Source organism: Paenibacillus sp. MER 180 (genome assembly GCF_023713665.1).
In the GTDB taxonomy this organism is placed as follows: Bacteria; Bacillota; Bacilli; order Paenibacillales; family Paenibacillaceae; genus Paenibacillus_B; species Paenibacillus_B suaedae.
In genome coordinates this window covers 210,157-234,308 of record NZ_JAMAVT010000002.1, presented here as the reverse complement: position 1 = coordinate 234,308, position 24,152 = coordinate 210,157, and the positions used below count along the sequence as shown (strand labels likewise).

The 24,152-nt window shown below is 47.4% G+C and carries 19 protein-coding genes; 8 read left to right on the top strand and 11 right to left on the bottom strand.

Translation table 11 applies throughout. The annotated features are described in order from the left end of the window. Window positions 1–64 precede the first annotated feature (64 nt). Window positions 65–955, top strand: a complete 891-nt coding sequence (locus M3661_RS03685; protein ID WP_065294197.1) for a hypothetical protein — start codon at window positions 65–67, stop codon at window positions 953–955. Between the two features lie 427 nt (window positions 956–1,382). Here M3661_RS03685 and mtnN read toward each other — a convergent pair whose 3' ends face one another. From mtnN to M3661_RS03655, 6 genes are all read right to left on the bottom strand, one after another. Further along, a complete protein-coding gene (mtnN, locus tag M3661_RS03680; RefSeq protein WP_251482470.1) occupies window positions 1,383–2,105 on the bottom strand; it encodes a 5'-methylthioadenosine/S-adenosylhomocysteine nucleosidase in 723 nt (240 codons plus the stop codon). Window positions 2,106–2,118: 13 nt separating this feature from the next. Then, window positions 2,119–2,967 carry a MetQ/NlpA family ABC transporter substrate-binding protein gene (locus tag M3661_RS03675; protein WP_065294195.1) on the bottom strand — a complete coding sequence of 283 codons (849 nt, stop codon included), beginning with the start codon at window positions 2,965–2,967 and terminating at the stop codon, window positions 2,119–2,121. A 48-nt stretch (window positions 2,968–3,015) separates the two neighbouring features. Next, window positions 3,016–3,786, bottom strand: coding sequence for an SDR family NAD(P)-dependent oxidoreductase (locus M3661_RS03670; protein ID WP_065294194.1), 771 nt, complete (start codon window positions 3,784–3,786; stop codon window positions 3,016–3,018). Window positions 3,787–3,791: 5 nt separating this feature from the next. After that, window positions 3,792–4,253 carry an S-ribosylhomocysteine lyase gene (locus M3661_RS03665; protein WP_021256872.1) on the bottom strand — a complete coding sequence of 154 codons (462 nt, stop codon included), beginning with the start codon at window positions 4,251–4,253 and terminating at the stop codon, window positions 3,792–3,794. An 89-nt stretch (window positions 4,254–4,342) separates the two neighbouring features. Next, window positions 4,343–5,023 (bottom strand): methionine ABC transporter permease, encoded by a 681-nt coding sequence (locus M3661_RS03660; protein WP_021257788.1) that lies wholly within the window; start codon window positions 5,021–5,023, stop codon window positions 4,343–4,345. Then, entirely contained in the window at window positions 5,020–6,087 is a 1,068-nt protein-coding gene (locus M3661_RS03655) for a methionine ABC transporter ATP-binding protein (protein WP_251482467.1), read from the bottom strand. Before M3661_RS03655 ends, M3661_RS03660 begins: the two co-directional genes overlap by 4 nt. A gap of 249 nt (window positions 6,088–6,336) precedes the next feature. Here M3661_RS03655 and M3661_RS03650 point away from each other — a divergent pair, with 249 nt between their 5' ends. Further along, window positions 6,337–7,575 (top strand): chitinase, encoded by a 1,239-nt coding sequence (locus M3661_RS03650; RefSeq protein WP_251482462.1) that lies wholly within the window; start codon window positions 6,337–6,339, stop codon window positions 7,573–7,575. Window positions 7,576–7,803: 228 nt separating this feature from the next. On the opposite strand, the gene M3661_RS03645 is transcribed toward M3661_RS03650, so the two are convergent. The 4 genes from M3661_RS03645 to M3661_RS03630 form a co-directional block, all read right to left on the bottom strand. After that, complete coding sequence (locus M3661_RS03645) at window positions 7,804–12,018, bottom strand: Ig-like domain-containing protein (protein ID WP_251482459.1); 4,215 nt, start codon at window positions 12,016–12,018, stop codon at window positions 7,804–7,806. Between the two features lie 134 nt (window positions 12,019–12,152). Next, window positions 12,153–12,959, bottom strand: coding sequence for a carbohydrate ABC transporter permease (locus M3661_RS03640; protein WP_065293143.1), 807 nt, complete (start codon window positions 12,957–12,959; stop codon window positions 12,153–12,155). Further along, window positions 12,956–13,834 carry a carbohydrate ABC transporter permease gene (locus M3661_RS03635; protein WP_251482736.1) on the bottom strand — a complete coding sequence of 293 codons (879 nt, stop codon included), beginning with the start codon at window positions 13,832–13,834 and terminating at the stop codon, window positions 12,956–12,958. The genes M3661_RS03640 and M3661_RS03635 overlap by 4 nt, the downstream gene beginning before the upstream one ends. Window positions 13,835–13,974: 140 nt before the next feature. Further along, the gene (locus M3661_RS03630; protein WP_251482456.1) at window positions 13,975–15,294 is read right to left on the bottom strand and encodes an ABC transporter substrate-binding protein; all 1,320 of its coding nucleotides are present in this window, start codon (window positions 15,292–15,294) and stop codon (window positions 13,975–13,977) included. A 187-nt stretch (window positions 15,295–15,481) separates the two neighbouring features. Between M3661_RS03630 and M3661_RS03625 the strand changes: the two genes are divergently transcribed. From M3661_RS03625 to M3661_RS03615, 3 genes are all read left to right on the top strand, one after another. Then, window positions 15,482–17,218 (top strand): sensor histidine kinase, encoded by a 1,737-nt coding sequence (locus tag M3661_RS03625; protein ID WP_251482453.1) that lies wholly within the window; start codon window positions 15,482–15,484, stop codon window positions 17,216–17,218. After that, window positions 17,215–18,708, top strand: a complete 1,494-nt coding sequence (locus M3661_RS03620) for a response regulator (RefSeq protein ID WP_065293145.1) — start codon at window positions 17,215–17,217, stop codon at window positions 18,706–18,708. Before M3661_RS03625 ends, M3661_RS03620 begins: the two co-directional genes overlap by 4 nt. Before the next feature lie 151 nt (window positions 18,709–18,859). Continuing rightward, the gene (locus tag M3661_RS03615; protein WP_065293146.1) at window positions 18,860–20,323 is read left to right on the top strand and encodes a stalk domain-containing protein; all 1,464 of its coding nucleotides are present in this window, start codon (window positions 18,860–18,862) and stop codon (window positions 20,321–20,323) included. A gap of 152 nt (window positions 20,324–20,475) precedes the next feature. Here M3661_RS03615 and M3661_RS03610 read toward each other — a convergent pair whose 3' ends face one another. Continuing rightward, the gene (locus tag M3661_RS03610) at window positions 20,476–21,531 is read right to left on the bottom strand and encodes an LLM class flavin-dependent oxidoreductase (RefSeq protein ID WP_251482450.1); all 1,056 of its coding nucleotides are present in this window, start codon (window positions 21,529–21,531) and stop codon (window positions 20,476–20,478) included. Window positions 21,532–21,892: 361 nt separating this feature from the next. Here M3661_RS03610 and M3661_RS03605 point away from each other — a divergent pair, with 361 nt between their 5' ends. The 3 genes from M3661_RS03605 (at window position 21,893) to M3661_RS03595 (ending at window position 24,152) form a co-directional block, all read left to right on the top strand. Then, the gene (locus M3661_RS03605) at window positions 21,893–22,123 is read left to right on the top strand and encodes a hypothetical protein (RefSeq protein ID WP_251482446.1); all 231 of its coding nucleotides are present in this window, start codon (window positions 21,893–21,895) and stop codon (window positions 22,121–22,123) included. A gap of 13 nt (window positions 22,124–22,136) precedes the next feature. Beyond that, window positions 22,137–23,048: a M48 family metallopeptidase gene (locus M3661_RS03600; RefSeq protein ID WP_251482443.1), complete on the top strand. Its 912-nt coding sequence runs from the start codon at window positions 22,137–22,139 to the stop codon at window positions 23,046–23,048. Between the two features lie 276 nt (window positions 23,049–23,324). Beyond that, the gene (locus M3661_RS03595) at window positions 23,325–24,152 is read left to right on the top strand and encodes a hypothetical protein (protein WP_251482439.1); all 828 of its coding nucleotides are present in this window, start codon (window positions 23,325–23,327) and stop codon (window positions 24,150–24,152) included.

The following is a 24,152-nucleotide window of genomic DNA, read 5'->3' as shown; positions in this document are numbered from 1 at the left end:
GAGGTTTTCGGCTATTAATGTCAAATATATCCTATATACCAAAATAAAAGGAGGATATATTACTATGTTCAAAAAGGGGAAATTTGCATCGATTCTTCTGATTTCTTGCTTGGTCTTTTCAATCTTTGGTTTTCAAGCTTCAGCTGCAGAGGAATTTGACATTGTAGCGGCTAAAAAGCAGCTGGTGCAAGAAGCTGAACAAAAGCTACAAACCCTTTCACTCAACGTTACATCTGAAGAAGAAATCAATAAACGCTTGGCAAAACTGACTAGTGAGGGAGCAGACCCAACAGTAATTGCTGATGAAATGGAGAATTACGGTGTATTTCAACTAGAAACTCCGGAACTGTCCATGAGAACGGCTGGGATAGATAATTCATCCATTACTATGAATGCTCCGAATATTTACTATGACAGTAATACAAAACAATGGATTATCGTAGCAGGTGGTTATTGGAAAGATGATAAGTGGCTAGATCATGTACCAACTGTTCAGTCATTTCCTATGAATGTTGGTGGAAAAGATGGTTTTGGTGTAGGGTTTACCGCTACAGGAGGTAAATACGAAACAAAGGTCGATTCCCATTACGCCTATATGTCCGATGGCAAAGGAAATGAAATTTCTACTACTAGTCGTTCTGACGGAGACGGAAGACAGGGATTTGGATTTCAGCTACAGGATTACTTAAATAAAACATGTTACTGTCCTGTTTATTGGCCACCAACTACAGAAAAATTTTCGTATATCGGTAAACATTTCGCAGGTCTAGCTAGATACGATTCAAAATTCGATTCGTATCGTGGTGTGGCAACTACGTATTATATTCACACATATGATGAGGCTTATATCAGTTCCATTAAGTTTAATGTATCTGGAAAGACTGCGGGTGTTGAATTTAACATAGCAAACGCATCTAAAAGCTTTTCAGCTTATAGTAACGATTCTCGCTTCTAAAATAAAAGCAACTTTACATGGTCACACTCCTCAAGTAGCAGAATTAAAAAGACGCTTTTTTACAGCAACCGTTTCCCAGTATTCCACCGGGGAACGGTTATTAATTTTTTCTGAATTCGTTCTTGGTTATAAAAAAGAAATATAATCTCGGACTTGCTCTTCAACTTGGACGGCAATCTCTAAATCATTCATTATATTCCACATTCTATCAATGATCATATCTAATATTACCCACATAAACTCATTATTAGAAAAACAAAATAATGTAAGCTGAAATTGATCATTTATTTCTATTTAAGCTTGAACCAGAGCCAAAACAGTAGAGCCATGAAAAATCGATGTACAAAGAAAAACCCGCAATCAGTACGTCTTACATCAGGTATTGATTACGGGTCTATTCTAATTAGGATGATCGATCAATTCTCAGCTAGCTATTACATTCGTGTATGTAGAGCTGCTGAACAAGCAGCTTCGTAAAATGCGCAGCATGATCAGCGGCGACATCCAGATTATCATCGAAGCTGTTCGCCGTGACATCGCCATGTCCGGCAATGTCGGATACAGCCTTGACAGATAATACCGGAATTCCGTATTGCGCTGCTGACTGTACAATCGCCAGCACTTCCATATCGGATACCTTCACTAGAGGGAAAGTGGATTTAATCCCCTCTACACGCTCGGACTCACTCATGAACGAATCCAATGTCAGCACTAATCCAAAATCAAGAGCGTACGGGAGATCGGCTGATGCCGCAGTTTGCCGTGCCACTTTCAGCCACTCCGCATCCGCCTCGTACTTGGCCGGCATTTGCGGAACCTGGCCGGGCTCATAACCAAAGCAGGTGGCATCAACGTCTCCATACACGAACTGTGTAGCAATTATGACGTCGCCTACGTCCAATCCTGCGCCAAATGCGCCTGACGATCCGGAGTTGATGATGACATCCGGCTTATAACGCTCAATCACAAGCGTCGCTGCAACTGCTGCATTGACCTTGCCAATCCCGCTCTCCACTAGAATCAAGGATTGACCTTGGTACATCGCTTCTTCGATAATAACTTTGCCTACCTGTGTTCTTGCTGTAACTTGTGACTGGCATCGAAAAGGAGCCATTTCTTCTTCCATCGCTGTTATAATCGCAATCCGCATGAAGCCAGCCTCACTATTCTTTCAGATAGGAGATCGGTTTCTCAACAGGAACTTTTGTGCCTCCGAACTCTTTCTCTATATATTTTTGCGTATCTTCGTTGTGGTATAATTCACCTAATTTCAAAATGCCTGGGTCGTTCTGCTTATCAGAGGTCGTCACGAGCACGTTGATATTATGCTTGGTATCCACAGAGATCTCCTCATGGAACAACGAATCCTTCAATACGTTCAATCCGCCTTCCATCGCAACCGTATTCCCGATCAATACCAAATCCACATCTTGAATGACCCGCGGGCCTGTCGTATCGTCAATTAGCTTGAATTTCAGATGCTTCGGATTTTCTACAACATCACTTTCTGAACCCGTTCCAAGGTCGAACCCATCCTTCAACTTGATGAGCCCTGCTGCCTGCAGCAAGCTTAATCCTCTTGCCGTGTTGGCTGGGTTATCCGCCAGAGCAACAAAAGCGCCGTCTGGAACATCCTTAATATCCTTGATCTTCTGCGAATAGATTCCCATCGGCTCTAGATAGGTTGTCGCTACTGCTGCAAGATCAGCTTTACTGTCTTTATTGTAGCTGACCAGGTACGCCCAAGATTGAAATGCGTTGACGTCCACTTCCCCGTCTTTGGTTGCGTTATTCAGCTCTACGCCGCCATTGATCTCCTTGACTTCGATATCGAGCTTGGCGTCCTTCGCCGCCTGAGATTGCGCGATATGCTTCCAAATCTGAGCGTCCGATCCCTGAGAACCGATCACGATTTTCCCAGCATCGCCTGATGATTTGCCTCCGCAGCCGGCCAGCACCAGTGTCAAAGCCAACCCAACCGCTAATCCGCCCCATACTCTCTTTTTAGTCATACGATTTACTCCCCCCTATATGTAAAATAAAGATAAGAGCTTCCTTGCTTAATGCATCGTCATCCCGCCTGTTACATTAATTGCCTGGCCGGTCATATATGAAGACAACGGACTTGCCAGGAACAGCACGACATTGGCCACATCCTGAACTTCAGCCGTTCTTCCGAGCGGAACCTGCGAACAATCCTCCGCATAGATTTCCTCTGCGCTCATTCCGCGGATGACTCCACCTTCAATCCGCTCCCGATGCTTCATCGGTGTCTCCACAATTCCTGGACATACCGCATTCACAAGAATGTTATGCCGCGCCAGCTCGATCGCCATCACCTTCGTCAAGCCAAGAACAGCATGCTTGGATGCGCAATACCCGCCCATAGCCCGGTAGCCGTTCTTGCCTGCTTGGGAAGCAATTTGAATGATTCTGCCCGGCTTTCCGGCATCGACCATTGCTTTGGCAAATATTTTGGAGACCAGGTACAGCCCCGTAGCGTTAATGGAAAATACCTTCTCCCAGTCCTCCAGTTTGCTGTCAATCACATAATCCATTGTGGATGTACCCGCACAGTTCACGACGATATCGGGAACCCCTGCATTCTCTACAACCAATCTGGACCAGCGATCAATATCCTCGGACTTGGACAAGTCCAATTTCGTCTCGATGAGCTGACCGTTAACCTCTAGATAACCAGCTTCGTACGCCAGATCAGCAGAGATGACCGTAGCTCCGCTTTCCAGCAAGATTTGCACGATACCTTGCCCTATGCCTGACTTCCCGCCTGTGACAATCGCTGTCTGGTGCGATAGATTGAGCGTAATCATCGCAATTACAGCACTCTTTCAAACGGATCTCTACTGATTCCCGCTTCCAGCACAATCTTTGCATACTCTTGCGCAGAGAACAGAGAATGATCCTTGTAGTTGCCGCATTCCAGTGCGGATACAGCAGGAACCTCTGTTGTCTCCAATACACGCTTCAGCGTTCTCTCCAAAGCGGAAGCAATCTCTTCCGGACTGTGCTCGTTCCATAGAATCAGATAGTATCCCGTTCTGCATCCCATCGGAGAAATATCGATAATCCCTTTAATCTCGTCTCTCATATACGTAGCAAGCAGATGCTCCAGCGTATGAAGCGCTGCTGTTGGAATTGCGTCTTTATTTGGCTGCAAAAAGCGCAGATCGTATTTTTGCACGGTGCTGCCTTTCTCATCATGTTCAACTCCTGCTGCTCTTACATAAGGAGCCTTTACGATTGTGTGATCCAGTTGGAAGCTTTCTACTTTTGCCATTGTTCTTCAGTCCTTTGTCTGTAGTTTGTATTTAATCCAGTACGCACCTAAGGGAGCATACTGCATAAATCAAGTTCACTAATCCGCTGCTAATGCATCGTCTTCTTCGTAAAATAGTCGCCAATGAATTGGCACACAAACACCAGAATTAAGATCAAAATGGTAGCAACTATGGTGATATCATTTTGGAACCGATTATACCCCTTGCTAATTGCCAGACTGCCCAAACCACCCGAGCCAATCGCACCCGCCATCGTCGTCAGCCCGATCAAGTTAATAACCGTCACGGAAGAAGCACGGATAATCGCATTTAAACCTTCCTTCAAATAGACCCGAAATACGATCTCAATTGGCCCTGATCCCATGGACTGAGCGGCTTCCACAATTCCCGGGTCTACCTCGACCAGCGCATTTTGAATTTGTCTCGCATAAAAAGGAACGATCCCGATAACTAACGGCACAATTGCTGCTTGCATGCCGATCGATGTCCCCGCAATAAGGCGGGTAAGCGGAACGACAACCGCGATAAGAATAATGAACGGAATAGAGCGAAATAGATTAATGACTTTGTCCAAGACACTGTAAACGAGCTTGTTTTCTAAAATCCCGCCCTTATCAACTACAATCAAGGTTACACCTAGCAGAAGGCCGAAAAGTACCGAGAATAAGGAGGTTACGACCACCATGTATATCGTTTCATAGATGCTGATCAGAATCTCTTCTCTTAAATTCCAAATGTTTGGGAAGTTATTCATCAAAAACTCACTCATACCGTTTCACCTACCTTAACGTTCTGCACAAGACGGGAATCAATCATTTCCACCGCAACTTGAATCGACTGCAAATATTCGAGCGCCGCTTCTAGATCGCTAGTTGATCCCGACATGACCACAATCAAATTGCCGATAGGCGTCTGCTGCAATATCTCCACATTCGCATATAAGATGTTGGTCGTTACCCGATAACGAGCGGTAAGCGCTGAGATAATCGGCTCGCTTGTGCTATCGCCAATGTAGGATATCTTGCACAAAATATCGTTGTTCTTCAGCTGCACCAATGACGGATGCTGGGAGAGCTTCTCCAGCGTTTGTTCAATATGAGTAGCTGTATTAATAAAATCACGAGTTAACGCATTTTGCGGACGGCTGAAGATCGAAACGATATCGCCCTGCTCGATAATCCGACCGTCTTCCATTACGGCAACCTTATTGCAAATTTCTTTAACCACTTGCATTTCATGCGTAATGAGCACGATCGTCAACCCTAAAGTTTGGTTTAATTTTTTCAATAATTCCAATATGGATAGTGTGGTTTTGGGGTCTAAGGCGCTCGTCGCTTCATCGCATAATAGGATTTCCGGATCATTCGCCAGCGCTCTGGCAATTGCCACCCTTTGCTTCTGTCCCCCTGACAATTGAGAGGGATACGCGTCCAATTTATCTGACAAGCCTACTAATTCGAGCAAATCCTTAACCTTTTGCGAGCGTTCACGCTTCGAAAGCTTGGAGCTCTTTAAGGGATAATCTACATTGTCATAGATCGTTCTGGAATTCATCAGGTTGAAGTGCTGAAAGATCATTCCGATCTTCCTCCTAGCTGCCCGCAGTTCCTTGGGGCTCAGAGCCAGCAAGTCCTGACCGTTCACCTCTACACTCCCTGATGCAGGCCGCTGCAGCAAGTTAATGACACGCACCAAGGTACTCTTCCCCGCTCCGCTGTATCCAACAATGCCGTATACGTCACTCGCGTTCACATGCAGACTGACATCCTGTACAGCAGCAACCGATTGAGTACCCGTGTCAAACGTTACCCTAATATTCGATAATGAGATCATGATGTCCAACCCTTCCTGGTCGTTCTATGTACTGCCGAATTACCGAAAATTTTATTTCCGTCATTATACACCAGAATAGTCGGAATTACTATATGTAAGTATCATCATACCTTCAACTATATTTTTTCGCTGCTTGTTGGGGTCGGTCTTCCAATTTCGTCTCTTTTACTTGTCATATTCCAAAATGAAAGCGATATAAATATGTATCAATAAAACTTGCACTTATTCGATTATAAAGGGGATGTATTGATGTCCAACGTTTCGTATCCGCTTTCAAAGAAATGGATTCGGTGCACACTGCTGTTGACACTCAGCTCAACACTGCTTCTCACCTCGCTTGAATTCACAACTGCCTCTGCCTCGGCTGCTGACGTTACTTCCATTTCAGGCAAAGCTGATATTGTGTACCTGCTAGATGAGAGCTTGTCCGTTGGCGACAGCCGCATTCTGACCAGACAGCAGATTGAATCCCAATGGGATGGAATCGATCCTGACTATACCGCAGACAAGGCGGTTGAGGCTGTCCGTTCCGCACTCCCCGAGAAGGAATACGAAGCGTTATTCCCAATGCGCCTTGGTTCGAAAGAATGGCATGCCTTCAACAAAGATAAGAAAGACTATAATCCCAATCAGACCGACTATTACTCCTATCAAAATCTCATCAATGCCGTCAGCCTTGTAGCCAATGTGAAATACAAAGTTTCGTATCGGGAAGGCAACTATTCTGCTCAAGAAATTTATCGTTTAGAGAAAAAGGGAAAAACAGAAACGCTCATTGTACGTTCCGATGACTTCAATACACCAGAGAACAAGACTAAGCGCATCATCACACAAATCGTCGATTACGGCGCCTTCTTGAATGAAGGATTGGAGAAGGATCGCAAGCGCGATCTCGCGGCGCTGCTCGCCAATCTGTCTCATGAAACTGGCGGAGGCTGGGATACGGCTCCGGGAGGCATGCTGCGCTGGGGGCTCTATTGGAACGAGAACATTGCAGGCAGAACGGGACAGAATAAATCGGAGTTCGTAGATCCTGCAAGCAGCAAGGAATATCCGGGCGTTCCAGGCAAGAGATACTACGGCCGTGGGCCAATCATGCTGAGCTGGAATTTCAATTACGGGTTAATGAGTGCCATTATATACGGGGATAAACATGTGCTGCTTCGAAATCCGGAATGGATTGCGGCCGACGGCAAGCTTGGTTTTGCAACCGCTATCTTATTCTGGATGACACCGCAAGCCCCAAAGCCTTCTGCCCATGATGTTATGATTGGCAGATGGAAGCCTTCCGCAGAGGAACAAGCGAAGGGCTTAGCTCCTGCAGGATTCGGAGCCAGCATCATGGTGCTCAATGGGCTCGAAGCGAATCTGGATGAATCGAACGGCGCCATCAAGCGCCGCACCGGCCACTATTTGGACATTACAAGCAAAATGGGCGTGGATGTTACAGGTGAGAAGCTCAACACGCTTGGCATGCAGCCTTTTTGATCATACGGAGAAGCAAGCTAATAGCCAACATACCAACAACAAGATTGAGGGGTTCACATTCAGGCATATAATCATTCAATCATCCAATCAATTCAATCATTTAATCAACATCTATTTTACCAAAAAAGAATCATACAGATCAGAAACTATCAGTTCAGCTACCATGTAAAGCATGAACAGCCTTCCCTATTACGAGGAGAAGGCTGTTGTCATGATCATCTTCTGTACTTACTTCTGCAATGCCAAAGGAATGATTCGATACAGAACTAACGCGGCTTCGGCACGGCTCGTTGTTTTTCTCGGCAGAAGCTGCTGATTCGCTCCTTCGATCAATTTCAGCTTCACAAGTGCTGCTGCACTTCGCAGTGCATAATCTGCAATTTGCTCACGATCCGTAAATATATTCAATTCGTCGCCATTTGCTGATGCATTGATGAGCTTCATTTGGCGGAGCGCACGCTCGATGATAGTCATCCACTGCTCCCGCGTCACTTTTGCCTCAGGCTGGAACTTCTTATCCGTAACTCCCTGAATAAGCCCAGCTTTTTTGGCTATTGCGATGTCATGGTAGTAGGAGGCAGATGGATTGACGTCTGCAAAATTCGAATCCGCTTCCGCAGTGAGGCGGAGCATACGAACGAGCATGACTACGAGCTCAGCACGTGTTATCTCTTGTTCTGGTGCAAATCGATAGGACGATACGCCATTCAGCATACCGCGTGAGGAAAGTGCTTCAATGGCTTCCTTCGCCCAAGCGTGCTTCTGCAAATCCGTGAACTTTGCTTCTTTGTACACAACTTTGTAATCCTCACCATCGTAACCAAGGAATTTCACTTTTAGAGCTGAAGGGTCATAGTAACTGAATGCAACCGGTGTGGTGTTCCCATCCTCATTCACCCGCACGACAGATATATAGTGTGGATGCTGCAGCTGTTCAGCTGTCGGCTCATAGGGCAGCTCCAAAGGCTTAGGTGCACCGTGCTTTATGTTAGGTTTTGGCTTCTCCGTTTCTTTAGCTGGCGGCAGGGTTGTTGTATACGTGCTGGAACTGCTGCTTCCCCCACCTGATCCATTGTCTGTTCCGTTCCCAGATCCCCGATCTGCCCTCGCCGTAACAGTGGCCTCTGCCTTCATGAGCGCACCTTCAACAGCTCCCTTCACCGTAAAGCTGCCAACCTTGCTATAAAGACTAGCATCAATCTGATCCCACACCACTGACACCTGCGCTATCGATAAGTCCGAATACGTGGCCGTTACGACAGACGGCATCACTGGCGGTGTTCCAACTACTGTCTCTACGAATACTGGCGATAGACTCGTGATATATGGTGTCTGTGCAGGTGACTCCTTGACATGAACCGTTGCAACGGCTTGGATATTCGTACCCGCAACCTTCCCCATTACCGTAAATGTTCCCGCCTTTGCATACTGTTCAGCCTCAATCGCATCCCACACAACAGATATCTCCGCTACCGTCATATCCGAATACGTCGCTGTGACGACTGACGGCAGCAATGGAGGCTTCCCGACTTCCGTATCCACAGCTATTGGCGATAGACTCGTAATATATGGTGTCTGTACAGGCGACTCCTTGACATGAACCGTTGCAACGGCTTGGATATTCGTACCCGCAACCTTCCCCATTACCGTAAATGTTCCCGCCTTCGCATACTGTTCAGCCTCAATCGCATCCCACACAACGGATATCTCTGCTACCGTCATATCCGAATACGTCGCTGTGACGACTGACGGCAACACTGGAAGCTTCCCGACTTCCGTATTCACAACTACCGGAGCAACACTGATAATGTGAGGCTCTCCAGCTATGATGACAGGGATTGCTGCCGTCTCAGCCGTTACGCCATCATAATTTCGAGTCACTTGCAAAATAAGATGAACGATCTGATCCGCAGTTAGACGTACAATCGTACCATCCGGCTGAATAGCCATCTCGTTGTCCGACGATTTGATCGAAACCGTGAAGCCTTGCGGTACAGAAGGAAGCGTTACGTACTTATCGTTTTTCCCAGGTGGCTGGATGGAGGTAATCCAGTCTGCAATCACGTGTGGTGTAATGGATTTCACAATAATCGATCCCATGTCAGGGGCATATTCCGTCGTATTATATAAGGTAATCGAGTTCAAGCCTTTCTTCAGCACAATCTGAATGGTTTTGAGCTGTGCTTTATTCCAATCCGTCCCCGTCAATGGTACTTCGATACCTTGCTCCTCATTCGCCCGCATGAACACCGAACGAGGTGCGGCAGTTGCATACTCGATCTGCAATTCATAGACGCCATCCCCAGGCACGTTGACTTGTTGGAAAGTAACGGTGTTGTTGTTTCCAGCAGGCCCGCCGACAAATCCAACCACACTCCCGGTCATAAACGCGCCATTGCTTCGCAGTACCGCATTTCCTGTCAATACGGCATTCCTCGCATCATACACGTCGTTAATATTCACAACACTTCCTGCCGGAACGATAACAGGGATTGCAGCCGTATGGGTACTCACACCGTCAGCCTTCTGCTTTACTTGGAAGATAAGCATAACTTCTTCCGCTTGGCTCGTTGGCGAGATGAGTCCAGTATGATCAATAATATCTGGACGCTTGGATTCAAGCAGCTCAATCTCGTAGCCCTCCGGTACCTGTGGCAGCGTTAAACGAGTCGCATTCTTCGCAGGCGCTGGAACTGACTTCAATCCCGCAGCGATTGTCTGTATCGGATCCAATGGTTCCTGATTCGCTGGAGCAAGGAATACTGTCGTTCCCGCTGTTAAGGATAATGTGACGGCTCCCCCAGCAGTCGGCAGCCCTCGCTCGATCAATCTTGGCAATCCAAGACCGATCTCAAACACGTCAACCGCCTGCACGCCCGTCCATCCAGCAGGCAGCTTCCAGCTTTTATCCTTGTAGCCATCCTGGCTGAATGCGATAATCTCCAGCTTATCCTTACGCCATAAGGCAGGTACGAACATCTCTGTACCGTTGGCAATCGTTACATCACCGTGCTTCACGACGCGTTTGCCGTTCTGCTTAGAGCTCGTCACTCCATCTGAAAATTGCACAGTGTCCGTTGCGCCATCGTAACTTAGGCGTTCGTACTGATTGAGATACTGCAAGAGCAATGTTGTCGTACTGAATTCCTGCAAAAATCCCGTCAGCCTCACCTTGTCTTTTTTGACAATGTCTTCGCCATGCATGCTCGTGCCGAACAACTCATTGCCACCCTTTCCACCGACAGCAAGCGCTGCTGGCAGCTTCATCTGACTGTCGAACGAACGCCAATCCGCCCACCACGCCATCGGCTGCAGACCGAATAACGGATCACCGCGGTAGCCATGGAAATACTCGCTCGTAACGTCCATTCCTTTATCACGCCAGTATCGCATAATCTTTTTCTGCGTGTCGCTCTCCTGACGATACGTTGTCTTATGATACGGATCCGCATATCCGACGGAAGGCACCCATTCCGTTGGACTCGTTACGAATGCATCGATATGAATCGTCTTTCCACGAAGCAGCTCCGGAATCTTCGCAAGCAAGTCATCGATATTGCGCTGGAATAGCCCTGCTTCCCAAGCGCGTGTCAGATTGATTTTGTAGCTCTGGCCGCTTACCCAATAGCCGCCCTTTATAAGCTCACCATTCTCATCCTTGCGAATAAGATCCTTGCTGGCAAACTCATCCCACTGCGGGCTATCTTGATAGGCATCCGTCATATTGATGTGGAAGCTGATCGTCGTATTGTACTTCTCCGCCTCATCCATGAACCATTTCAGGCTGTCCAGCGCCGTAGCATCACCTGGTCGCTTCAGCTTCGGATTGACGACATTCCAATCTGGATATTTCGAATCGTGGCCATCATGCTGCCAGCCAACCAAATAGATGATTTTCGGCATGCCGCGCGTCATGTGATCCACCTTCTTGATCGCTTCCAGCGCTTCATCCAGCGTTAATTCTATTTTCCCGTTGTCTCCCAAATATAGCTTCATCGTTAAAGTGCCAGTGTAATCTCGCAAAAATGGCCGCGCAGGCTCAGGCTTGATCGTCAGCTTCAATGTATCTGTCAAGCGAATACCGTCTCTAACTACTTCCACGCCGATCTGGACTTCACCAACATCCTGTGTCCCTGCCCTTGCTAGTCCATCATCCCCGATGGTGAACATATCGATAGGAGAGCTATATGCAATTGTCGTCTTTTCATCATGCCGTAAGTCAATCTCACTGCCATCCTTCAACCAACCTGTCACCTGCAGCTGCGTCACACCGTCCAAAGGCACTGATGTATCGTCAGCGGATAGCTTAACCGATACAAGTGGATTGTCATTATCAGCTGTCCCTTGGGCTTGAATCATACCGCCGGGAGTGAATAAGCCCAACACCATAGCAAGAACAAGCGCTAATGAAGTGATCCTTGCACTCGATTTCTTCCTGAACATGATTAACCCCCTTCACATTCCTAATTGTTGTAGTCTCGTCCTTGTTTGCCTTGATCTTGTTACCTTGATCTTGTAGCCTCTTCCTTGTTGCCTACCTTGACCTTACCTCCTTGCCTTGCTGCCATGCTAACTTGCTAACCTTTAATCGCCCCGTCTACCATCCCTTTCACGAAATATTTTTGCAGAAACAAATACACGACCGTGAGCGGCAGCATCCCAATAAAGCAGCCCGCAGCGACCCAACTAATGTTGCTATGGAACTGCGAGACAAAGCCCGACAGGGCAACCGGAATCGTCATCATCTCTTTCTTCTGCAAGAAGAACACGGAGAATTGGTAGTCATTCCACACCTGCACACCGATCAAAATGACCACAGTAGCCGTAATTGGCTTCAGCAAAGGGAAAATAATTCGCAGAAAAATTCCGTACCGGCTGCAGCCGTCGATCAGCCCCGCCTCGTCCATCTCTCGCGGAACCGTACTGATAAACCCGGTGAACAAAAATATCGTCATCGGCAGCGCAAAAGTGACTTGTGTCAGAATAATCGCCCAATATGTATTGATTCCGCCTACGTCTACGATGAATTTGTACAAAGGTACGAGAATCGTCAATGCGGGGACAATTAAGCATGAGATGCACAGCGTGTATACGAATCGATTCCATTTGGTCTGATGGCGAGCCAGCGGATACGAAGCACACGCACCGATGAACACGACGAGAATAACCGCAGTAACCGTGATAATCCCATTGTTCATAACAGCTCTTCCTAGCTGAGCATCCTGCCATGCATGAATGAAATTATCCACTTGGAGCTGCTGTGAAGGCATCCATTTACTGCTCGTATCTTCTATTGGTTTGAAGGACAGATTGACTAAAATGTAAAAAGGGATGCTGTGAATCAGCACGATGAGTACTAGCGCTATATATTTGGCAATCTTCACACATCCACTTCCTTCCGACGAAGCAGTACAAGTGATGAAATACTGATGACCGCGATGATGATGAACATCAGATTCCCGAGCGCTGCCGCATATCCCGCATCCTGACGGGCGAAATACAGATTGTACATCATCGTGGACAAAGACTGCGTCGCATAGCCCGGTCCGCCGTTCGTCATCGCTACTATCACGTCAAACAGCTTCAAGCCCCCAATGAGATTAAGCACAATATTGATCGTAATTGCCGGCATAAGCAGCGGGAGCGTAATCCGCATGAATCCGCTCCACCAGCCAGCGCCATCGATATTGGCCGCTTCGTGATACTCTTTCGAAACAGACTGTAAGCCTGCCAAAAAAATAATCATCGCAATGCCCATATACTGATACGTGTTAACTAGGACAATCATCCATACCGCACGTGAGCCGTTCGACAGCCAATCCACAGCCTCTCCGCCAAATAAACGGATCGCATCATTCAGCGCCCCGCCGTCGTACTGAAAGAAGAAGTAGCTGATGTAGCCCATAATTAAGGGGCTGATAATAACGGGAATGTACACGATCATACGGATGATACCCTTCCCTCTTAACTTCTGATCCAAAAACAAGGCGTAAGCAAGACCCATCACATTTTGAAATAACGTACTTCCGAAGCCGTAAATAAACGTGTTCTGAATCGTCTGGACAATCTTCTTGTCCGACAGCATTAGCCGATATTTGTCGAAGCCTACCCATGCGTATTGCTGCGAATAGCCGTCCCAATTGGTGAAGGAGATTTTAACACCCTGGATTAGAGGATAGAAAATGAACACGGCAAACAGCACTAGCGCCGGGACGTACATCAGATTGAGTATTCCAGCAGAATGAACCCATCTGACCATGAAGCCCGAACGCAGCTGCACTCGTCCTTCATGCGTGGCTTCCATCTTCGACGGACTTCTAGCCATATGCATCCTCCTAGATGTGAAAATAGACCCGCAGCAAGACAGATGCAGCCGCGGGTCGATGAATTGCCTATCTGTTATTTAGCAGCACGTAATCTTTCATATTCCTTTTTCATATTTTCCGAGAATTCTCGAGGTGTAATGCCGCCAGCCAGCAGATCCTGGCCGTTCTTGCACATGACGTCCCACATCCCGTTCGGCAAATACACTCTGTCAAAGTACGGGAACACGCGCAAATCTTTGAACTTCTCAAAGTCAGCAGTCAAGCTGCCCGCGTTGGTGGCTACTCCATCAAGCCCAGGAGGGAGCACATTTGCAGCGGCGACCAAGGCTATATTCTCCGGCTTGGCGTAATAGGCGACGAATTTACGAGCCGCATCGCTGTTCGGGGAATCCTTCCACACGCCCCATGTCGTCTTCTCTCCACCTACAAGCGTTGGCGCATCGCCAGCTGCTACCGAATGAATCGGCATCAAGCCTGCTTTCAGATCAGGATTCAGCTTCTTTGCTTCTTCGATGAGGAACGGACCATATATCCCGAATGCAGCTTTTCCTTCTGCGAAGGCTTTAGCGGAATCGCTATATTTCGCAGTCAGCACATCCTTGTTCAGGTACCCTTTCTCTTGCAAGGATAAGAACATTTGCGGCAGTGCGTCGAATCGGTTCCAATCGAAGGTTCCGTCGAGCAGTTGTGCTGCATCATTCTTCTCAGGGCTTATAAAAACGGACGTCGCATAGAAATCGAAAAATTGTCCGATCGGCCATGAATCCGCGCCTCCGATATGAATTGGCACGACTTCTCCATTGCTCTTCGTCTTGATTTCTTCCGCGGCCTTCATCAATTCATCCCATGTCATCGGAACCTGTATGCCATACTTCTCCAGCACTGATGAATTGTACACAGGCCCGCCTTTATCTTGATCCATAGGGAGCACGAACACTTTCCCCTGATCGTCGGTTACAGCAGGTTTGATGGAGGCGTTAAGCTTGCTTGCCCATTCTTCGTCCTTCAGGTCAGCTAAGTACGCGCCGTAACGAACCTTGGCCCAACCGTGAGTCGCAAATACATCAGGCAGCTCATTGGATGCCATTTTCATTTTCATAATGTTCTCATACTCCGCACCTGGAGCACTGAAATCCACTTTAATGTCTGGATTGTCTTTCATAAATTGATTGGCGATCTCCTGGAGCACCTTCGCTGGCTCGCCAACCACGTTCGTCATAACCGTAAGATTGACCCCGGTTCCTCCCTTGCTTCCTGCACTCTGACCAGGGTCGCTGCTAGATGCCTTTCCTCCAGCTGCATCCCCGCCCGTACTTCCTGTTCCGCATGCCGCAAGCAGACATGCTGCGATAACAAGCAGTGTGAGCATCTTGAACCAATTGTTCCGTTTCATCTGTATCCCCCTTGCCGACGATATGGTCGTTGATTCCGTTTTCTGTTTAGAAGATACCATTTATGATTGCGCTTTCATATGCTATAAACCTACAATTGATCCGCTCATTTCTACACTGTCGATTTTCGTATTGACGAACCTGCAAGGAGTACCTATCCTTTAACTTAAGTGAAGGAGGCTGGCGACTATGGCTGGATTCAAGTCAATACGATCCAAGCTGACGCTCGTATATGGTCTGACCATTGTCACTCCATTTGTCATATTGGCATTTGTACTCCCCATCTACGCCCAGCATGTGCTCATCAGAGACACGGAGAAGCTGACGGCAGGAACACTGCGTGCTATGGCCGGCAATATCGAGACCTATCTGGATGATTTGGAACGGCTGACGGCTTCCCCCTATCTGAATGATAATGTCATACAGGCGCTGAAGATTATTGCCGACAATGTATATGATCATGCAGGCGCATACACGAAGCTTCAGACGGATCGCGCCTTAACAGGCACATTGCCAAATTATTTAATAAATACCCGCAAAGATATTCTCAGCACGCTCATCATTACGATGAACGGAAAATCCTACCTCACAACCAAGAACAGCAGCATAGACCTCGTTCCCGACTTTCCGTTCCAGTACGAATTATGGTATCAAAAAGCAGTGAAAAGAGATGGGCAAGCTGCATTCATCAGTTCTCATTCGCAGACCTACTTGACGAACCCATCCAACATTCAGGTATTCTCCGTATCCCGATTAATTAAAAATCCAGAATCCGGCCAGCCGCTCGCGGTCATATCTGCCGATGCAGATACGAATGTACTCGATCAGATCACGAAGGACATTCCATTTAACGTTAGTTCTGTCGTCGCAATTACGGATGACATGGGAAATGTAATCTATTCAGGCAAGCCGCTGACCGAGGAAATGCTCAAACAACTTCAGACCCGAGGGAATGAAGACGTACGGAACACCGGATTCGTGACCGTAACCCAGACTATCAAGCCAGCAAATTGGGAAATCACCGTATTCTTATCCAATGACGAGCTTAAGCAGAAGGTGCATTGGATTTACATTACGGCAGCACTCATTTCGATTGGCGGCCTCATTGTCACTTTTTTCGTATTCCGCTACTCATCGCAATGGATCGTTAAACCGATCACGCAGATGAAAGAAGTGATGACAAAAGTGCGCAATGGAAATTTGCAAGCACGTTATGAAGGGGCAGGATCAGACGAGTTGTCTTACCTTGGGCATTCGTTAAATAAAATGGTCATCCAGCTCGATGAGCTCATTAATCGTGAATATAAAGCGGTTCTGGCACAGCAGCATGCAGAATATCGAGCCTTGCAATCGCAAATTCAGCCCCATTTTCTATACAACGTGCTGTCCGGATTCATCGGATTGAACCGTATCGGCGATACGAAGAGTCTGGAAACGGCCATTATTTCACTGAGCGGCATGCTGCGCTACATTCTAGAGGAAAATCAATGGACAACGGTCGAACACGAATTCAAGTTTCTAACCAAATATGCGCTGCTGCAGCAGCTTCGCTTCCAAGACAGGCTGACGATTCATATTCACTATGATGATGAAGCTGCTGAGTGCCGTATTCCAAAACTGCTCATCCAGCCTCTATTGGAGAACGCCGTCATCCATGGCATTGAACCCGATGATCAAGCGCACACCATTCACGTGTCCGCTTCCATCAAGCAGCAAGACAACGTTCCGCTTATCTGTATCGGGGTACGTGACGACGGTGTTGGATTCGATGCGAAGGCAATGCAATCTCAAGCACATGTTGGTCTTGCCAACGTAAATTCGCGATTGAAGCTCGTCTACCCGAACGCACAACTGAGCATTGTAAGCGAGCCTCATATCGGTACTTGCGTAACGATTCAGATTTCGAAGGAGGACAGCTTATCATGAGGATTTTAGTGGCAGACGACGAGGCCTTGGTAAGAGCCAGTTTGCGCAGCATGCTGGCTGAATTGAACATGACTGTCCACGTCATCGGAGAAGCCCGTAACGGAGAAGAAGCCCTTCGGTATGTGGCAGAGCGGCAGCCAGATCTTGTGTTCGTCGATATTCGGATGCCGAAGTTGAATGGTCTGGAGGTCATCGCGCAGAGTCGGGATAACTCCCCTCATACGAAGTGGATTATCGTAAGCGGCCATTCGGAATTCCAATATGCGAAGGAAGGGCTGCGTCTTGGCGCATGCAATTATTTATTGAAGCCATTCAGTCTCGATGAGCTTCAGGATAGCCTAATCCGTGCGCAGGAAATCCATGATGCACATATCTTGGATCTCAATCGCCAGCTTGAACATGCCATTCTTTCTGGTATGCATGGCAGCAGCGGCAATCAAGCAAACCTATGTCAGCTTGGGGCACGGCGATACAAAGTCAGCGTGTTCTATTTGAACAGCTGTCTCTCTGAGCAAGAGACGCTTTTGTGTCAGCAGCAGTTCCATGAGCAATTGCAGTTGCTCATCCGTAATCAATCTCTTACCACCAGTCTCCATACCGTTGCATTGCCCCTCACTAGCGGTAATCCTGCAATCGTATGGTCATGGCCGGCTGCACATCAACAACATGCGATGGAGCTTCAACAGGAGATGGAGGATGCTGTGCAGCAAATGTGTAAAGATGAGTTTTCCTCCTCTCCTACCATTACTACCATTCAGATCGAAGAGTGTGCGAATCTTCAAGAAGCGGCGCAGAAGGTGGAAGAGCTTCAACGAATCGCTCCCCTTCGCATGCTGTTCCCGATGGAGCGCACTTTGTCACTTCATGACCTACTCGATCTGGATCAGCAGCCTGAATGGCTCTCTGTAAGTCATCACGTTGAGAAAGTAAGCCGATTGTTCCGTCAGCAAGACTATCACGGTTATTCCAAAGCCATCGTGAGCATGGAAAGAGAACTGCGCGGAACACACTTGGCTGATCAATCCCTTATTCATCGGATTCAAGAGTCCATATCCTATTCGATTGGAATATCGATAGACAAGATAGAAGATCAAGAATGCTGGTTTGGGCAATTGAAAAGTCTCGGGGATCAGATGATAATCCAGCCGCCACGTCATGACAGCATGAACAAAGATATCGTACAGCAAGTCGTTGCTTTTGTTGACGAGCACTATATGCATAACATTGGAATGAAGCAAATCGCTGATATGTTCCATGTGACGCCGAATTATTTAAGCAGCTTATTTCATAAGAAGCATGGCATACCATTTCTGAAATATGTAACGGAAACAAGAATGTTGAAAGCGAAGGAGCTGCTGCTCAAGGAGCCTCATCTTAAAGTGCAGGAGGTTGCCGAAGCCGTCGGTTATTACAGTGCACGCCATTTTGCCAAGCTGTTCCGGGACTATTATGAGTGCTATCCATCAGAGCTTAAAGAACAGGGAAAATGAAGAAGATACGAGTTAAGTTAATGAAAATAAATCTGCCGGAGAAAAAATTCCATGTTAACAATAACAAATTGGCAACTTTATACGAATTTGGATCGTTAATATATTGATCTACTATATTACTCAATCCCTCTTATTAGGAAGGAGAAAACGTATGCAACCGTCCATTACACGCGACTCTCTTACTCACACGTCCTCATCACGACACAAACATACCTTTCGATTGCTGTCTGTCGCTCTCACATTTATGATCCTCTTCACCGCATCGCTAACACCGACTGCCCGTGCTGCCTCAGCATCCAACTCTACAAAAGAATCACTGCCAAAATTCATACAAGTCGAGGGCGGATATTATTATTCCATCGCGCTGCGCAGTGACGGATCAGTATGGGCTTGGGGCCGCAATCTCACTGGGGAATTGGGCATCCAAGAAACAGTGACCACTTACGACTCCTATCCGATTCGACTATTTGAACTGACAGACATCCGTCATATCTCAACAAGCGGAGACGGATATCACTTGGCCACGAAAGCGGATGGAACCGTATGGACATGGGGTGCTGCAGGAGATTCTAAAGACGCTCGACAGCATTCCATCCTGCCGCATCCGATTCAAGGCATTAAGCATGCTGTCTCCACAACCGCAACATCCAATAGGGGTGCAGCAGTTCTCAATGACGGAACGGTATGGTACTGGCCTCGTGCAAAAGGAACAGAGACAGCTCCTGTGAAGCCCGTGCAAGTGAAAGGCTTATCCGAAGTCGTTCAAATTGAAGCCTCCGCAGAAAAAATATATGCAGTGAAAAAAGATGGTACCGTGTGGAGTTGGTCAGACGCAGCAAAACCAACAAAAATCCAAGGACTATCTGATATTCGCATGATCTCCTCCGGTTATTCTCTGCTTGCTCTGAACAAGAAGGGAAAGGTCTGGAGAGTAAAGGAACAAAAAAAGCCTGTCGCCGTTCAGCCCCAGCTGACGATAAAATCGATTCGCACTTATGACGATTACGAACTATTATTAACGACTTCCGGTGAAGTGTACAGCTATGGAGGACGAACACCGACTGGAAAGCAAGGAAAAGTAAACGGTTTGCCTAAAGTTACGGCGATAGCCGCAGGGGCATTCCACAGTCAAGCCATAGCGGAAGATGGGAACGTATGGGGCTGGGGTGGAAATATGTTTTCTTCGATCGGGACAACGAAGAACTTTAAAGACAATATGGTCTATAGCCCTGTTCCTGTAGAACGTACGGCAGACATTTACGTCAATGGCAAGCTCATCAACTCCAGGTATCCTTCTTTCATTCAAACCAATACCGTGCTTCTCCCCGCAGCGACAGTCGCGGCGGCACTCGGTACGAAGCTGCAGTTCAACGCGGAATACGGTGTTGCAATGCCTTACTCTATAACGTATAAGAGCCGAACGTTGTCCTTCGGATATGAACAAGATCGCATTGTTTATGACGGTGGGTTCATTGATCGTGAGAAACCGTTAGTCGGTGCAACTGGTACTACCTCCATACCTTATCAGTTGTTAGAAAAAGGACTTGGTCTTCATGTGACCTGGAATCCCAAACTGCTGCAAATTCATATCGACGAAGTATCATCTAACAAATGATTTCCAAAACTGATGGCATCAATGGCTGATTCAAATGAACAAGCATGCATTTCCATAAACCTACATATGTATTGGCTGGGTTACGAGAAACTACGGTTAGAAACGATAAAAAAGACGCTGCCTCATTCGGGCAGCGTCTTCTCGCATCCAGCTCAACCTTGATTTTGTTCCCATCGAGCCACTTCTTCTCTGACACGAGGCGCTACTTCTGTTCCGAACAGCCGTATCGCTTCCATAACCTCTTCGTGAGGCATAGTGCCATGCGGCATATGCAGCATGAATCGCGTAACCCCTACGTGCTTACGGAGCTCGATAATTTTTTGGGCTACCGTCTCGGGATCGCCAACATAGAGAGCACCCTCAGGGCTGCAAGCCGCGTCGTAATTCGCTCTCGTATAAGGAGGCGCTCCTTTTTCCTTCGCTCTCACATTCGTTCTTGCAAATGTGGACGGGAAGAACGTCTCGATTGCTTGCTTCTGCTCCTTCGCGACAAATCCATGAGAATGCGAAGCAATCGTTAGACGGCTTACATCGTGGCCTGCTTCCGCAGCAGCTTTCTTGTATAGTTCAGCCTGAGATGCATAATCAAGCGGCTTCACCGGGCCGATGATCGCTAGAACGAATGGAAGTCCCATCTTCCCTGCTCTGATCGCGGATTCCGGACTTCCTGCGCTTCCAATCCACACTGGCAATAGATCCTGCACAGGTCGCGGATAGATGCCTTGTTCATGAATCGCAGAGCGATGCTTCCCGCTCCAGCTTACCTTCTCCGACTTCTGAATCTGCAGCAGCAAATCCAGCTTCTCATCGAACAGCTCTTCATAATCGTTCAGATCACAACCGAACAAAGGGAATGATTCCAGAAACGAACCGCGACCAACCATAATTTCTGCACGACCATTAGAGAGGCCATCCACAGTTGCAAAGTCTTGAAATACACGCACAGGATCGGTAGACGACAGGATCGTCACTGCGCTTGTCAGCCGAATTCTTGTCGTCTGAGTTGCTGCTGCAGCTAATACAACCGCAGGAGAGGATGCCGCAAAGTCCGGACGATGATGCTCCCCTATCCCATATACATCCAGCCCTACCTGATCTGCGAGGATCATCTCCTCGACCACCTGCCGCAGCCGCTCTGCGTGGCTAATCGTGATTCCGGTATTCACATCAGGCGTAGTCTCAACAAACGTGCTTATACCTAGTTCCACTATCCATTTCCTCTTTTCCATTGATGTTCATGTCGATGTTCATGTTCATATTTACGCACATAGTAGACGGTATATTAATTTATCACTTATTTTCATGATTTCATAGGTTGGAAATGGGATTTCCATTTATTCTCTGTATATAAAAAAGAGATCGAGTTCCATCGTACATGGAACCCTGAAAGGCAGCGGCACTATATTCATGAAGAAACGCAGCATAGTTGAGTTTTATGATGACAGAACTATAATGCTGATCAGACGTCAGATTGCACCTCCCTAATTTCCCATGCGATTCACGTTTTGGTGTCATTTACCGATACATGATAAGGAAGCTTTTATGAAACCTTCATGATGGAGTGGGAAAATGACCAATCATACAACGGAATACTGCCCGGAATGCGGGCACAAAATGGAATCCGTGCCGGGGTATGTTACCTGGTGCGAGGAATGCAATTGGAACATCGATCCGGACTGGCGCCCCATCTCTTCACTGGGCCTTGTGGAACGGCTCAATTACCGCATGGGAGTCAAAAAATCACAGCTATTGCTTGAGGAGAATCTGCATACCGATTACGTATCCCTTAACCTGGCGTAAAGCGCTCGCTTATTTGTTAGCCGGAAGTATCCTTGCAGGTACCTTCAGCCTACCGATTATTGCGGTGTATTGGTTTTTCTATAGCAATTCGTTATTGCTTACCATGCTTGCCATTGTCCCGTTTCTACTATTCATCGGCTTAATGCTGCCCTCCAGGTGGAGACTGTCGGGCCAGCCTCTGCGGCGGGAGGAATATCCCGGATTATATCGTCTCGCCGATGACATTGCCGCAGCCGTTCAAGCACCGCCCATCGACGAGATTCGGATGACGAACTCATACAATGCGTACTTTACCAAGTTCGGCCGGCGCCGAACCAAGATCATCGGGATTGGAGTACCTCTATTTTCGGCATTGAGCCTATCGGAGAAGATCGCAATCCTCGCCCACGAGACCGCGCATCATGCGCATAAGGATGTGACCCGTTCCTGGTTTATCGTGTCAGCGAGGCGAATTATGGCTTCTTGGTACGAGTTCGTATATCCATACTGCGAAGAAGGAGAAGTGCTCAGGCCTATATCCACACCGATGCGATATGCCCAGCTGCAGCTGGCCAATCTGATTTTCATCCTGTATTACGGCCTCGGTATTACGGTCTGGGATGAGAGCCAGCGCGCCGAGTATTTGGCCGACCGCGTCGCGGGCGAGATTGCAGGAACAGATGCCGCATGCTCGGCCTTAAGCAAATCTCACTTCGCTCCCGTATTCTGGCTGACGGCTGAACAAATCGCACGCTACCGCTTTAATTCGGATTTGTTCGAGGAATTCCGCCAGAAGATGGAGCATGTCCCCGCAAGCGAGCAGAAACGAATCCAACGGATTCGCGATTCTATCACTGTACAATTGGATTCTACTCATCCGCCGACCACCGTACAGATTACAGAGTCTACAGCATCATCAAGTACTGACACCGCGATATGTGCCTGACAGCAACCTGAAAAATCAGCTGGAAGAAGAGTTCGCACGCCTGGAGGAAATAAGCCAGCGCTACTTGCTGAATGATATTCGGGCGGCGTTCGCTATGAGTAGATAATAGTAAACAGATGCTAATATCTCAGCCCTTTCGATTTCTATGAGGAAGCCAAAGGGCTCTGTTCCCAGCTGCCACCCGTTATCAACGTCCTTGCACTGATCGCTCCTTCGAACTACAATCGAAAGAGCATCCGTACTCTTTACACTACTAGATTGAGAGAAGGTCCATCTATGAATGACAAGAGCAAAGAGCTATTGCAGCAAGCCTATATACATGCCAATGAGCTATCCAGACACCCTGTCCTCTCTCACTACTGGAATCAATGTTCACTTGTAGTGAAGGGCAGTGTATCCCGTGGCAATTGCGATCAATATTCGGATATTGATTTTGTGTTTTTCTGTGACGAAGATGTTCGGCAAGCGATTATCATCGGATATCGGGAAGCAGGTTTAAGCACGACAAAAGATAACGCATTCCAACCGATTGGAGATTGGGAGGGCCATTATCACTTTGAGTCGTTCACTATGTTAGAAGGATATTACGGGGAAAATAACTATCCGCAAGTGTGGGAATTCCAGCAGGCGATCCCTATTCATGATCCTGAGTCACGATTCAAGCATACAATTGCGCAGCAATCTGCGCACTTCTTGTCCAATCCGATTAAGGTTATCAAGCCTCTATACCTCAGCTTGCAGTTTACGCTCGATTGGATGCGGCATCCGCTGAAGCGCGGCGATGCGATTTCCACTAGTCTGCACTGCTCCAAGATTGTAAGGGAGCTATGTCAGCTGTCCTATATTTTGGATGGAAAGAGCTATCCACATGACAAGTGGCTGTCTAGTTTTTTATCAACTACCCGCTTCGGCAGCTTGCAGGAAGAACGGATTGTATCCTATTTAAGCGTGATACCAACTGGGGGGTCGATTACTCCTCATATGGAGCTGAATGAATATCCATGCTATCAGCGAGCATGGGAGATGATTGACTCCGTGATTCGTTTTATCCGCGAGCACTATGGGGATTATCCATGGATTGACGAATGGTACTTATATGGGTAG

What these genes read in the sequence shown, in the direction of transcription:
- M3661_RS03660 (WP_021257788.1), bottom strand. Translation starts at nt 5,023, where the DNA reads ATGAGTGAGTTTTTGATGAATAACTTCCCAAACATTTGGAATTTAAGA.
- M3661_RS03655 (WP_251482467.1), bottom strand. Translation starts at nt 6,087, where the DNA reads ATGATCTCATTATCGAATATTAGGGTAACGTTTGACACGGGTACTCAA.
- M3661_RS03620 (WP_065293145.1), top strand. Translation starts at nt 17,215, where the DNA reads ATGAGGATTTTAGTGGCAGACGACGAGGCCTTGGTAAGAGCCAGTTTG.
- M3661_RS03670 (WP_065294194.1), bottom strand. Translation starts at nt 3,786, where the DNA reads ATGATTACGCTCAATCTATCGCACCAGACAGCGATTGTCACAGGCGGG.
- M3661_RS03675 (WP_065294195.1), bottom strand. Translation starts at nt 2,967, where the DNA reads ATGACTAAAAAGAGAGTATGGGGCGGATTAGCGGTTGGGTTGGCTTTG.
- M3661_RS03615 (WP_065293146.1), top strand. Translation starts at nt 18,860, where the DNA reads ATGCAACCGTCCATTACACGCGACTCTCTTACTCACACGTCCTCATCA.
- mtnN (WP_251482470.1), bottom strand. Translation starts at nt 2,105, where the DNA reads ATGCGGATTGCGATTATAACAGCGATGGAAGAAGAAATGGCTCCTTTT.
- M3661_RS03650 (WP_251482462.1), top strand. Translation starts at nt 6,337, where the DNA reads ATGTCCAACGTTTCGTATCCGCTTTCAAAGAAATGGATTCGGTGCACA.
- M3661_RS03605 (WP_251482446.1), top strand. Translation starts at nt 21,893, where the DNA reads ATGACCAATCATACAACGGAATACTGCCCGGAATGCGGGCACAAAATG.
- M3661_RS03635 (WP_251482736.1), bottom strand. Translation starts at nt 13,834, where the DNA reads ATGGTCAGATGGGTTCATTCTGCTGGAATACTCAATCTGATGTACGTC.
- M3661_RS03630 (WP_251482456.1), bottom strand. Translation starts at nt 15,294, where the DNA reads ATGAAACGGAACAATTGGTTCAAGATGCTCACACTGCTTGTTATCGCA.
- M3661_RS03625 (WP_251482453.1), top strand. Translation starts at nt 15,482, where the DNA reads ATGGCTGGATTCAAGTCAATACGATCCAAGCTGACGCTCGTATATGGT.
- M3661_RS03595 (WP_251482439.1), top strand. Translation starts at nt 23,325, where the DNA reads ATGAATGACAAGAGCAAAGAGCTATTGCAGCAAGCCTATATACATGCC.
- M3661_RS03665 (WP_021256872.1), bottom strand. Translation starts at nt 4,253, where the DNA reads ATGGCAAAAGTAGAAAGCTTCCAACTGGATCACACAATCGTAAAGGCT.
- M3661_RS03645 (WP_251482459.1), bottom strand. Translation starts at nt 12,018, where the DNA reads ATGTTCAGGAAGAAATCGAGTGCAAGGATCACTTCATTAGCGCTTGTT.
- M3661_RS03685 (WP_065294197.1), top strand. Translation starts at nt 65, where the DNA reads ATGTTCAAAAAGGGGAAATTTGCATCGATTCTTCTGATTTCTTGCTTG.